Genomic DNA, 12874 nt, shown 5'->3' on the forward strand with positions numbered 1-12874 from the left:
TTCTGGCGGCCACCCTACTCTTCCTTCTCTTTATCCAACTGTCTTTATTACGCTTTTACGTCATCAGCGTCTTGAACCGCTAAGCACGCACCTTGCAAAACTAATGCTGTCAGAAAACGAACTTCTGAGGCCAACTCATCATTCCAAGCAGGCCAAATTCGAGAGATGTACGCATTATTGCCTTCACCCGGGCTCATGAAGCCATCATTGAATGCGTCAGCCATTTTCTTCAAAGATTTCTCTTCGTCATCGACCCACTGACCGCGGCTAAAGCCCGCTTCAACACAAGCCAACGCCGTTTTCGGGAAATAAGGCAAAGGCTTAGTCATGCCTTCGAAGAATAAGCGAACTAATTCAGTCAGTAGCTGTTTGGCATACTGCGCATCGGCAATTTCTGGGTAGATCAAATGCAGCGCGCCTTCTTTACGATCGTAGCCAATCAGATGAGTTTTCTTGGCATAACCCGACGCCGACATGGCAAGGTGATCGATCCACGCTGCAAGGTAATCCTGCGAGCGAATCTTACCGCTTCGGTAACGAATCAACCCAGATTGGTAGCACTGGGTTAGCCAACCTGTTAGGCGAACGTTTTTCTCTTCGCCTTCATTTCGCTCAAACAAGGAATCAAACGTCAAGTCGATTTCCAAATCGTCTTGAGGCGCACCAGATAAAAACGCCAGTTTGTCCACCAGCTCTTCCGCCTGAACTCGGTTGGTTTCAAACTCGATATCACCAAACGCCCCCACCGGCAGTTTGCCTTGCGCGCGCTGTTGACTCATAAAGTGTTTAAGCACCTCTGCTTTTTTCTCTGGCTGCGTCAATGTCGTTTCAAGCAAGGTTTCTAACAGCTCATCACGCATTTGATAGCTTTCCAAACCACCTAAAACAAAGGGTTCATCGTCTTCCATCACCGGTAATGGCGGTTCAAAGATTACTTTTAAGCGACGATTGAAAAAATACTGCACCGGTAAGCGCCAGAAACGTTGCAATTCGACTAAGTCGATCTCAAGTGGGAACGTCGCTCCTAACAGATAGTCGTCTAATGCCCGATTAAAATCACGACGAACATAGCCTTGCGATTGACTACTTTGAGTCAATGCCGCTGGAATCCACTCTTTCGCATAGCTGGCGTGCATGCCTTGGAACGCACTTGGGCTAAACGGCACCATGGCGTGCGTATTCACCAACGCGTTTAACAAGTTGTCGCCAGACTCATCAACGGGCAACGCTTCATCACCACTTAAACAATAGTTTTGGTGGCAGTATTCCATCAGCTCAGAAACCAGAACCGAAGGCACTCGCTCGGTGTTGTCTTGGATTGAGCGGCCAACATAACTGATGTAGAGCGTTTGCTGTGCAGACAACATCGCTTCGAGGAATAGGTAACGGTCATCATCTCGGCGCGAACGGTCGCCCGGCTTGGTTCTTCCCGTCATCAAGTCAAAGCCTTCTGGCGGCATGGAGCGTGGGTACACGCCGTCATTCATCCCCAGTAGACAAACGGTTCTAAACGGAATAGAGCGCATCGGCATCAGGGTACAAAAGTTCACTTGACCAGCCAGGAAGCGCTGGCTGACTCGTGTGCCAGATAATTTGTTTTGAAGGTATTGGCTGATGATCGACGGCGATAACGCATCATCAAATGCGGCATCAGCTAATTGCTCTTTGAGTTGGCTGAGCGTATCGCGAATGGATTTGAGCGCCATTTCGCCTTCTAACTCAACTGAGAAGAAGTCATCCAGCAGTAAAACTAAAGTCTCTCGCCAACCATCAATAGTCTGAACATGAGAAAGTTTGCTGCGATAAGTGCTAATTTGTTGGATAAAGTGTGCCAACTTGCCCGCAAGCTCTGCGCCCATGCCTTGCACTTCGTTGTACGGAGACAAACTGCCTTGCTCGGTTTCAAACAAACCTGCGGATTCTGGCATCGCGTAGCCAAGCAACATGCGTTGAATACCAAATTGCCATGTGTTTTGACGGGTTTCCGGCAGTTCAAATTCGCGTCCGGTATTGGCATCCAACCCCCAGCGAATTCCCGATTCTTCAACCCATTGTTTGGCTTGTAAGAAATCATCTTCGCTGAGTTCAAAACGCTTTAATATCGCCGGCGTTTCCAGAAGTTCGAGTAGTTCTGATGCCAAACAGCGCGTATTGGGTAAGTTCACCAACTGCATAAATGCGGCCAGAATAGGGCTCTCTTGATCGGCGGTTCGGTCAGAAATCGAATATGGAATAAAACGCTCACCCGGTGCGTTACCAAAGACCGCCTGAATCGCAGGGCTGTAAGCGTTGATGTCCGCGACCATCACGATAATATCGCGCGGTTTTAACGTTGAGTCAGCATCGAACATCGCCAACAGTTGATCATGCAACACTTCCACTTCACGCATCGGGCTGTGACAAGCGTGTAGGCTCAGTGATTTATCACCCAAGCTAACCACTTGTTTGTGATGACTGTTTTCAATCTGTTGGTCATCTTGATGTTCTTCAAGATTGAGAATATCCGCTTGCAATTGATGGAGCAGACTGTCGCGCTCAACATCAACAAACGCTTCGATTTCATGAGATTCCAGCTGAGACAACAGATACATATTGTCACGCCCGAGTTTACCCATGGACGCCAACAGACTGTTTCCGACCACATCGGTGTGTAGCTCATCGATCACATTATCTTCCAATGAGCCTTTCAGTTGCTCAGTTTCACCTTGCACTTCCGAGTGATCGTCCTGCCACACAACGTGCTGACGATGTCTCGCTGCCAAACGAGCCAGATACTTGCGATCTCGAACTTCACCCCAGTAATAGCGACACGGGTTGGTGAACATCAGATGCACATCGATATGCTCACCAATGGCTTTTAGCGCATCCATATAGCGAGGCGGTAACGAGGAAATACCAAAAACAAACAAACGCTTGGGTAAATGGTCAAAATTGCCGTTAAAACTCGCTAACGCGTCGATAAAGTGCTCATAAAGGTTGGCACGGTGATAAGGAGACTGTCCTAATGACACAGTGTGATCGTACAACGCTTGCCATAAGATCGGCTGCCACGGATGCTCATCTTCCAGCTCTGCCACACTCTGCCCAGCTTCCCAACTTGCGATCCATTCCGGACGATACACCAAGTAACCATCGAAAATATCGGCAATTTTCTCAGCCAGCTGATACAGCTTAGAGTGGTCACTGTCATCTTTGAGGTACTGCGCTAACGGCGAAAACACGTCTTGGTTGAGAAGCCCCGGTAGCAGATGCATCAACTTCCACGTCATCGCTTCTTTGTTAAACGCACTGCGCTTGGGCACGTCTGGCAACACCTGCGTAAACATTTCCCAAATGAAGGTAGCAGGGAGCGGAAAATCAATGTTCGCAGCAACACCAAACTCTTTGGCCAATTCCATTTTTAGCCACTGGGACATGCCCGGACTTTGAACCAGAATTTGTTCTTTTTCGAACGGGTTTTCCAGCGGACTGATTCGAATCAGTTCGACAAGGAGTGATTTAAGAACGTCAACTTGGTTGGAGTGATAAACAGTAAACAAATTGGGAATACCGAGCGCCGATTGAAACTGTTAGCTAGCTTAGCACAGCCCTATTTAAACCCGCAGTGATCTCGTGTTCTGAAAAAAGTAAAAGGTTACATATCGCTCAAAATGGACAGAAAACATCACCTTTTCAAGGCGTAAGCAAAATCTTACACAGCCATACAAAATGTGACATTACTCGCAACTATTCCATAATAAAAAACACTGTTTTATACTCTTGCTACCTATAATTTATAAATATATAAAAAGTATGTTTCGCAAACTGTCTTCCAACAGCGCTTGGCTGATTGCTTTTTTTGCTTGCTTTGCAGTGTATCTGTCGATCGCTTGTTATCCTTTTGTGTTGTCTAACAATCAGAATGAACCGCTAACCTTGTTGCAAGGTTACTATTTGGTTTCAACTCAATATGGCTGGCTGGGCTTGATCGCTCTTCCATTTATGTTGTTGAGTTTATTGCTCTCTTTTCTACCGACTCGAGCATTCAAAGGCATCGTGATCGCTATCGCGATCTGTCTATTGATCATGTTTAAAGTCGATATCCTCGTTTTTCAGCAATACAAACTTCACATCAACGCTCTATTAATCCGTATGTTTTTCGAAGGTGGCGGTGATGTCTTCGATATTTCGTGGATGAGTTGGCTTATCTTCGTCAGTGAAGTTGCCGTTCTGGTGATCGGGCTCGCCTGTACCGTTTGGGTAAGTAATAAACTGGCACAAAGCCGAGCTAAGTTCGTTTTGATCAGCGTCTGGTTTGCTGTATTGCTCAGCACACAGATGATTCATGCGTACAAAAACGCGCTTTACGACGATGAAGTCAGTCAGTTTTCGAATAACTGGCCACTTTACTACCCGCTGACGGCTCGTAAATTTATTTACAAACACGATCTAGTGGATGAGAACATTGCATCGAAGAACCGCGTAGAGTTAACAAATATTGAACGTAGCTCACTCAACTACCCGCTTGCGCCCATTCAAGTGCAAAGCAAAGAGAAGCAGCCCAATGTTTTGTTTATCTTGGTTGACGCGTGGCGCTACAGTGATGCGACGCCGGAAGTCATGCCAAATGTCAGTAAGTTCGCCGAAAAAACGGTGAATTTCACACAACATATGAGCGGCGGCAACTCAACTCAAGCCGGTATTTTCAGCCTGTTTTACAGCTTGCCAGCGACCTACTGGGAAAGCTTTTACGCAAGCCAACGCTCTCCTGTTTTTATGGATACGCTGCAAGCAGAAGGCTACCGCATGGGCATTTTTGGCTCGGCACCGCTCACCAGCCCGCCACTTTCTCGCACGGTATTCAAAAAAGTGTCGGACTTGACCTTGAAACAAACTGGGGAAACAGCAGTAGAGCGCGATCAGCAGATAACAGACAAGTTCATCGAGTTCCAAAAGCAGGACAGCGACAAGCCGTACTTTGGTTTTCTGTTCTACGATGCCGCCCACGGCACAGTATTTCCCGAACCTGAATTTGCGAAATTCAAACCATACTGGGAACGCGTTGACCACATTTTGCTCAACAACGATTTTGACGCTTCGCTTTACCACAATCGATACAAGAACTCGTTGTACTACATCGATAGCTTGATTGGCGATGTGCTGAAAAACGTCGACTTAGACAACACCATTGTGGTGATTTCATCAGATCATGGTGAAGAGTTTAACGACCATAAGATGAACTATTGGGGCCACACGGGTAACTACAGTGACGTTCAAGTACATGTGCCTCTTTATGTGTACATGCCAAATCGTCAACCAGAGCAAATTGATTACCGCACGACCCATTTTGACGTCGTGCCAACCATGATGAATACGCTGTTTGACGTTCAAGGCACAACAAGTTCATACAGTGTTGGTCATAACTTGTTTGATAACTCTGCCCCTCGCGATTGGTATATTGCTGGCAGCTACTACAACTATGCATTGGTCGGCAAAGAACTGATGCTTGTGGTCAATCCTGGCGGGCACTCTCAGCAACTGAATCGCCAGTTAAAAGTCGAGAAAGAACAGAAAGTTCCTGTCGATATCATTCGTCATTCTCTGGATGAGATGTCGCGATTTTACAAAAAAGGCTAGCGTCCAACATCGACGCCGATTGAAATAAAAAAGCCTCTTGGTTGTAAGACCAAGAGGCTTTTTCCTATCTGCTATTTAAGCGTGATGAGCGTGCATCAAGCGTGGCTGAATCAATAAGTTGTTGATGTATTGTAAAGCCACATAAGAGACAACAAATGTTGCCACAATCAACTCAAGACCAGCTAAGCCGCGCACTTGTTGAACATAGTGCGCAGCCAATCCTTGCAACTCCATCCAATTCGCCATTTTAAACAGCGCCGTCGCACCGATCACCATCGGGAAAGTGAACGCCGCATAGCCTGGGCTAAATGGCAGTCTAAGCAATTTAAAGAATGCGAGGTAAATGATGGCTGTCATCAATACCGCGATACCAAATAGCATAGCGATGATCACTGGTGATGGTGTCGCAGTGACCGTTAAGTACCCTGCCAATGATAGACTTGCTGGCGCTGCCATGATTGCCATTGTTGGTTTCGCTGCATCCGGAATTTCATAGGTAAACATGAAACGGTAAATCATCATCGGCAACATGATCGCATACGCCACCATACCAAACATCAATGCACCTTGTGCCACTGGTGCTAACATCAGGTTGCCAGAGAAAGACACATCCGCAACGATGATACCCACTGGCGGTACAAACCAACTAGGAACCATGTGGTGCAATTCAAAATCTTTGGCGCGATGGTAAACAAAGCTCACCAAGAACACGATGTGCAGAACCACCGCAATCAGCCAAAGTACATCACCAGCCAATGGGTAAAAATGGCCGAGAGAGTTCGATACCACCATAGTGCCCATCGCAAATGTCGGAACCACGCTGCCCACAACCGGATGAGCAAGATCTTCTCTCAATAGATGGTTATGTAGCAAAAACTTGGTTGCCAATATAACCAACAATACGCTCGCAATACCCGCACTAATCCACTGTCCGTAGCCATGTAATTCGGCGAAGTTTTCCCAACTCCAGCCTAAGCTAGCAATACCAAGAGCCAAACCCGCCATCGGAGTTGGTGCTCCCATTACTTTTGCTTTTGTTCTTTGAATCATGATGACCTCAACCAGACTCACTCTTGATGGAGCGTATAATACGCTTGCACTTCGTTCCGATATATCTAATTATTTAAAACAAACGTTCAAAATTACTTAACGGTGGGGTATGGCAAGTCACATTTCTCTTAAACAACTGAAAGTGTTTACGACGATCACGCAGCACAAAACGCTCACAGCAGCTTCTGATAGTCTCTTTTTATCAAAAGCCGCTGTGAGCATGGCACTCTCAGAATTAGAAAAGCAGATCGGCCATCACTTGTTTGATCGTGTTAATAACCGACTGATTTTGAACCAAGAAGGCCAAAAGCTACTGCCACTGGCAGATGAATTACTCAACCGAGCCAAGGACATCGAGAGCATTTTCGATGGTGACCAAGCGCTATCGGGCCAACTTCGCATTGGTGCCAGCGACACCATTGGCAACCAAGTCGCGCCCTATTTGCTTAGCGAATTTCGTCAGCAAACGAACCATCGTTCTCAAAGTCTGTTCATTTCTAACTCCGCACAAATCTGCGACATGCTGACCGATTACGAGTTAGACATAGCCCTCATTGAAGGCAAAACACTTCACCCTGAATTGCAGTCTACCCAGTTTAGCGAAGATGAAATGTGCGTGATTTGCGCGCCCGATTGCCCAGCCGCGCACGAAGGGCCAGTAAACTTAACCGAGCTAGAAAACAGTGAATGGATATTACGAGAGGCGGGATCTGGTTCACGCGAATTTTTTATGCGCGTTGTCGCGCCGCGCTTGGAACATTGGCATGAAGCTTTTCAGCTCAATACCACCGAAGCGTTGATCAACTCAGTATCTGCTGGGCTGGGCTTAGGCTGCTTGTCACGCTTGTCTGCAGAACCTGCTATTCGTGACGGTCGTGTAAAACTGCTCGACATGCCTTTAGATATGAAACGTCGCTTCTGGTTACTGGTTCATAAAGAGAAATATCAAAGCCCATTGCTCAAAACGTTTATCGAATTTTGCCAAGATTGGGAACGACCAACCAACCTTCCTTTGGGGAATAAATCCGCAAAGTGAAACCAAGATAGTTTAAATGCTAGTCAGTTAGTTGTACGTGTCTCTCATTCTGAGGCTTGTGGCTAGACTTGATTGGTCAAAAACTGTATAAAAAGCCAGTATCAATACACCAAATTAGGGGACCAACCATGGCTGTAATCGTCAAGTACGTGGTAGAACGCAATGGAGAAGAGAAAATGACTTTTACCTCTAAAGCGGAAGCTGACGCATACGACAAAATGCTGGATATGGCAGATGAACTATTCACACTGCTAGGTAAAAGTGAACTTCTAGAAGACGAAGGCAAGCAAGAAGATCTTGCGATGTTCCTTGCGCAAAACAAAGAAGAGTTGCTTTACGCAATCGGTGCAAAACGTAAACCTGCACCAAAGAAAGCAAAAAAGCTTGAAGCTGTTGAAGAAGAACAGCAAGAAGACGCAGCATAATCCAATGACTGCCCTTCAAATAACGCCGCATCTTGTGGCGTTTTTTTATGCCTGAAAGCATAGAACATAATGAAAGAACGCCCTTTCTTTCTAGATCCGAGACAAGAAACTGCCTTCTATCGTTTCAGCAAAACTCTCCCAATAGACCACCTCGCAGCCACATTTCTCATCAGACAGACATATCTCCGAAAAGACAAAAGGTATCCATCTACGGACTTTCTCCATTTCTCCCCTTTAAACTCCCCAATACTCTCTTTATGATGGCTGACAACGTAATTATTTCTTGTCAGTGAACAGACGAGACACAAGACTCAACACATGGAGATCAACTATGGCTTTCTTTTCTCTAGCCTTTGGTACGGCAACTAAAAACCGCGACGGTAAAATCATCGAAGCGTTTTTCCCAAACCCAGTTCTTAACCCAAGCGACGCACTTGTTAACGCACTGGCTGCAGTAGCAGGTTACGAGCAAGGCAACCAAGCTATCGAGATCTCTGCGGCACAAAGTGCAGAACTTGCGGCAGCATTCGAAGCAAACGGCGATGCAGCAAACGCATCTTTCGCAACCAAAGCAGCAGAATCAACACAACCGCTTGTACTGGTTATCCTAGCTACGGATGAACAGCCACAATCTGTTGCTGAAGGCTTCCTAAAACTTCAACTTATCTCTAACCGTCTAGTGAAGCCACACGGCACAGTACTGGATGGCATCTTCGGTCTGCTGCACAACATCGCATGGACAAACGAAGGCCCAATCGACCTACCTGAGCTGGCTGAGCGTCAAATCGAAGCTCGCCTAGCTGGCCGTACGCTAAGCGTAGATTGCGTAGACAAGTTCCCTAAAATGGTGGACTACGTGGTTCCAACTGGTGTTCGTATCGCAGACACTTCTCGCGTTCGTCTTGGCGCACACGTTGGCGAAGGCACAACTGTTATGCACGAAGGCTTCATCAACTTCAACGCGGGTACAACTGGCGTGAGCATGGTTGAAGGCCGTATCTCTGCTGGCGTGGTTGTTGGTAACGGTTCAGACATCGGTGGCGGCGCATCGATCATGGGTACGCTATCTGGCGGTGGTAAAGTTGTGGTTTCTATTGGGGAAAACTCACTACTAGGCGCGAACGCTGGCCTTGGTTTCCCAATGGGTGACCGTTGTACTATCGAGTCAGGTTTGTACGTGACTGCTGGTTCTAAAGTGCGCATGCTAGATTCTGCAGGTCAAGAAGTCGAAGTGGTGAAAGCACGTGACCTTGCTGGTGTTTCTGACCTACTGTTCCGTCGTAACTCTGTGACAGGTCAAATCGAGTGTCTTGCAAACAAGAGCGCGGTTGAACTGAACAGCGAACTGCATAAAAACAACTAATAAGAATACAAAAATCCCCCTGCAGGAAACTGTTGGGGGATTTTTTAGCTTAAAGCAAAATGTGTGAGTGCTGATTACTGATTTAAAAAGCTGACTGCTTTATCTGGGAAATCAGTAAACAAACCATCCACTTTCACTTGGTTGTAGTACACATCCATCATGCCTTCAAAGCTGTCCGTGTACGCAGGAATGCGTCCTGGATCGGCACGGAACGTGTATGGATGAACTTGCAAGCCAGCGTCTTTTGCAGACTTCATCAACGGCTTGATGATGATATTGTCTTTGGTTGACTTATCATCCACCAGCATCGGCTTCCAAGGTCCAATACCTTCGGCGTAACTCGCCACTTTCTTCATGCCGTCGGCTTCGAACATCCAATCATAGCTGTATGGCATTGCTGTATCGCCTTTGTACACCATAGTTTCGTTCCAATCGGTGTAAGCCATGAGCTGAACGAGCTTTAAATCCATGTCCATTGCGGGCATCAACTCACTGTTAATGCGTTGCAGTTCATTCGCATCAAAACACTGCAGGTAGACTTTGTCGTCTTGCGAGTCGTAACCGTACTGCTTCAAGACTTTAAGCACCGCTTTAGAAATGTCTTTGCCTTCGTGACGATGGAACCAAGGCGCTTTAATTTCTGGGTAAATACCGATGTCGTAACCCAACGTCTTGTTAAGGCCTTGGATCAGTTCAATCTCTTCAGCAAACGTCGGTACAGTGAAATCAGATTTCCACATTGGGAATCGGGTTGGATAACCGGCGACTTTTTTGCCGTTTTCGTCGATATTGAACCCTTCAGTGACTCGCAGAGATTTGATTTCAGCCAGAGTAAAGTCAATCGCGTAATAACGACCATCTTCGCGTGCGCGATCAGGAAAACGCTCCGCTACATCCGTGACGCGATCCAAATAATGATCATGCAACACCACTAACTGATCGTCTTTCGTCATCACGACATCTTGCTCGATGTAATCTGGCTTCATTGCATAAGCCAAAGCTTTGGCTTCTAAAGTGTGCTCTGGTAAATAACCAGAAGCGCCGCGGTGAGCGATAACAAGCGGCTTTGCAATTGCGCCAGCAGATAGGCTAAGCGCTAAAAATGTGAGACATACTGACTTGGTTTTCATTGTTATATCCTTGATAAAGCGAAGAGGCAGTATTCCACTGCCTCTTTAAATAAATATTACGCTAGCGCTTCTTGTTCCTTTTCGCGCTCTTTTTGCTCGTGGTGTGCGCGTTCGCCTAGAAGCGCATACGTCAAACACACGATAGAAGTAATACATGAACCAATTAGAATGATGAAACCGCCATCCCAACCGAAATGGTCCACGGTGTAACCAAGAACCGCGTTCGCAGCCACCGCACCGCCTAAGTAACCAAACAAGCCAGTTAGACCAGCAGCAGTACCCGCTGCTTTTTTCGGTGCCAATTCAAGTGCATACAAACCAATCAGCATGACAGGGCCATAAATCAAGAAGCCAATCGCGATAAGAGCCATCATATCGATAGTTGGGTTGCCCGCAGGGTTGAACCAGTAAACCAATACCGCCAACGTTACCAATACCATGAACAAGATGCCTGCAGGTGCACGACGGCCTTTGAACAGTTTGTCCGAAATCCAACCACACAATAACGTGCCAGGAATACCCGCCCACTCATATAGGAAGTAAGCCCAAGACGATTTATCTACCGAGAAGTCCTTCGCTTCTTTTAGATAAACGGGTGCCCAGTCCAACACACCGTAACGGATCAAGTAAACAAACGCGTTTGCAATCGCAATCGACCACAACAGTTTATTGTTGAATACGTACTTGAAGAAAATTTCCTTCGCCGTCATTTCTTGTTCATGCGACTTGTCGTAGTCATCTGGGTAGTCATCTTTGTACTCTTCAATCGGCGGTAGACCACAAGACTGAGGCGTATCTCGAACCGTCATCCAAATGAACACTGCAACCAAAGTGGCGAAAAATGCAGGTACATAAAATGCGGTGCGCCAATCATCGTTAAATGCCCACAGACCCAAAATGAATAGTGGACCAATCAAACCGCCACCCACGTTGTGCGCCACGTTCCAAACCGAAACGATCTCACCACGCTCTTTACGTGACCACCAGTGCACCATGGTTCGCCCACAGGCCGGCCACCCCATACCTTGGAACCAACCGTTCAAAAATAGAAGAATAAACATCGCCGTGATGCTGCCTGTTGCCCATGGCATAAAGCCAAAGCAGAACATAACCAAAGCAGACATCAACAAACCGCCACTGAGGAAATAGCGCGGGTTAGAACGGTCAGACACGCTGCCCATCAAGAATTTTGAAAGGCCATAAGCGATTGAAACAGCGGCCAAAGCAACACCAAGGTCACCACGGCTGTAACCCTCCTCGATGAGGTATGGCATCGCTAAACTGAAGTTTTTACGAACCAAATAGTAGCCAGCGTAGCCAACAAAAATACCGATGAACAGTTGCCAACGGAGGCGAGAATAGGTGCTATCAATGCTATCTGGGGATAGACGATCAATGTGCGCCTTAGGTTTGAATATTCCAAACATAGGAACCTCATTATGTATATGCGATGGTAAAGAACCCAAAAGGAGCGAACGAAACAAAATCAACATTCGTTCGAAAGTTTCTGCATTGTATGAGGTTAGGATTTAATTTCTGTGATAAATGTTGCATAGGAATTAATTATTAGTAAATACAGCAAATTAGCCACCATTAATTAGACAGCCGTTCAACTTTACTCAGAATTCGTTAATATCTTTTCTTGATCAAAAAAGAACATTTAATCACTCACATTCGAAACTAAACAAAATAAAGGCTCGAATAGGAACACAAATTCGAGATAAATGGTGCGGCATGACGTATTAAGCTAAGGAAAAATCAGTAATAACAAAAGTGAAGGAAAAGTTTGGTGTTTAGTTTCAAACGAAATAAAGAGTCCAAAAACAACCAAGTTCTACTGAGGTGTACATTTCGTACACTTAGCGCGATGAACACACTTTGGGAAGGCAGAATCCACATCATACTCTCGTTCTACGCGAGTCCGATTTTATCGTCGTGCGTTCTAGTTATTTTCTTTCAGGATCTCCCCCAAAGCCTTTGCTGTATCTGGCTTTAACTACCTCTTAGGGATTACTTTTCACACAAACTATTGAACGATAATCCACCATTGACGAACCAGCTTCACAAAACTCCTCTTACCAGTTGTGCATTTGTTTTCACATCGGTAATTTGAGCGTTGAAAATGACTCGCTCATCCCTATAAAGAGCTTTCTATCAGTTTCCTTTCTGGTCAAAAGATGCGCCATTTAACAAAAACGAAGAGTTTGGTTAACAAATTCATGCTCAAACGCTCATTTTTAATGCTCGTTTGTTT

At 46.1% G+C, this 12874-nt stretch carries 8 protein-coding genes; 4 read left to right on the forward strand and 4 right to left on the reverse strand.

The features are described 5' to 3' along the window. Window positions 1-47: 47 nt before the first annotated feature. Window positions 48-3539, reverse strand: coding sequence for an exodeoxyribonuclease V subunit gamma (gene recC / locus ACYJZR_RS11700; RefSeq protein ID WP_406966200.1), 3492 nt, complete (start codon window positions 3537-3539; stop codon window positions 48-50). Between the two features lie 253 nt (window positions 3540-3792). On the opposite strand from recC, the gene ACYJZR_RS11705 reads away from it, so the two are divergent. Continuing rightward, window positions 3793-5616: a DUF3413 domain-containing protein gene (locus ACYJZR_RS11705; protein ID WP_021486797.1), complete on the forward strand. Its 1824-nt coding sequence runs from the start codon at window positions 3793-3795 to the stop codon at window positions 5614-5616. Between the two features lie 75 nt (window positions 5617-5691). Here ACYJZR_RS11705 and ACYJZR_RS11710 read toward each other — a convergent pair whose 3' ends face one another. Further along, a complete protein-coding gene (locus tag ACYJZR_RS11710) occupies window positions 5692-6666 on the reverse strand; it encodes a TDT family transporter (RefSeq protein ID WP_406966198.1) in 975 nt (324 codons plus the stop codon). A 109-nt stretch (window positions 6667-6775) separates the two neighbouring features. On the opposite strand from ACYJZR_RS11710, the gene ACYJZR_RS11715 reads away from it, so the two are divergent. The 3 genes from ACYJZR_RS11715 to dapD all read left to right on the forward strand — a co-directional run bounded on the left by ACYJZR_RS11715 (window position 6776) and on the right by dapD (window position 9490). Beyond that, window positions 6776-7702 carry a LysR substrate-binding domain-containing protein gene (locus ACYJZR_RS11715; protein WP_406966196.1) on the forward strand — a complete coding sequence of 309 codons (927 nt, stop codon included), beginning with the start codon at window positions 6776-6778 and terminating at the stop codon, window positions 7700-7702. Window positions 7703-7830: 128 nt separating this feature from the next. Beyond that, complete coding sequence (locus tag ACYJZR_RS11720; RefSeq protein ID WP_005482297.1) at window positions 7831-8127, forward strand: YebG family protein; 297 nt, start codon at window positions 7831-7833, stop codon at window positions 8125-8127. Window positions 8128-8458: 331 nt separating this feature from the next. Then, window positions 8459-9490, forward strand: a complete 1032-nt coding sequence (gene dapD, locus ACYJZR_RS11725) for a 2,3,4,5-tetrahydropyridine-2,6-dicarboxylate N-succinyltransferase (protein ID WP_029802235.1) — start codon at window positions 8459-8461, stop codon at window positions 9488-9490. A 74-nt stretch (window positions 9491-9564) separates the two neighbouring features. Here dapD and glpQ read toward each other — a convergent pair whose 3' ends face one another. Further along, complete coding sequence (glpQ, locus tag ACYJZR_RS11730; RefSeq protein WP_015297193.1) at window positions 9565-10620, reverse strand: glycerophosphodiester phosphodiesterase; 1056 nt, start codon at window positions 10618-10620, stop codon at window positions 9565-9567. A 56-nt stretch (window positions 10621-10676) separates the two neighbouring features. Further along, window positions 10677-12047: a glycerol-3-phosphate transporter gene (gene glpT, locus ACYJZR_RS11735; RefSeq protein ID WP_005456512.1), complete on the reverse strand. Its 1371-nt coding sequence runs from the start codon at window positions 12045-12047 to the stop codon at window positions 10677-10679. Window positions 12048-12874: the final 827 nt, after the last annotated feature.

The sequence above is a fragment of the Vibrio sp. RC2502 genome (assembly GCF_054850435.1).

Coding starts and splice junctions, on each gene's coding strand:
- ACYJZR_RS11705 (WP_021486797.1), top strand. CDS start 3,793: ATGTTTCGCAAACTGTCTTCCAACAGCGCTTGGCTGATTGCTTTTTTT.
- ACYJZR_RS11710 (WP_406966198.1), bottom strand. CDS start 6,666: ATGATTCAAAGAACAAAAGCAAAAGTAATGGGAGCACCAACTCCGATG.
- ACYJZR_RS11715 (WP_406966196.1), top strand. CDS start 6,776: ATGGCAAGTCACATTTCTCTTAAACAACTGAAAGTGTTTACGACGATC.
- ACYJZR_RS11720 (WP_005482297.1), top strand. CDS start 7,831: ATGGCTGTAATCGTCAAGTACGTGGTAGAACGCAATGGAGAAGAGAAA.
- dapD (WP_029802235.1), top strand. CDS start 8,459: ATGGCTTTCTTTTCTCTAGCCTTTGGTACGGCAACTAAAAACCGCGAC.
- glpQ (WP_015297193.1), bottom strand. CDS start 10,620: ATGAAAACCAAGTCAGTATGTCTCACATTTTTAGCGCTTAGCCTATCT.
- glpT (WP_005456512.1), bottom strand. CDS start 12,047: ATGTTTGGAATATTCAAACCTAAGGCGCACATTGATCGTCTATCCCCA.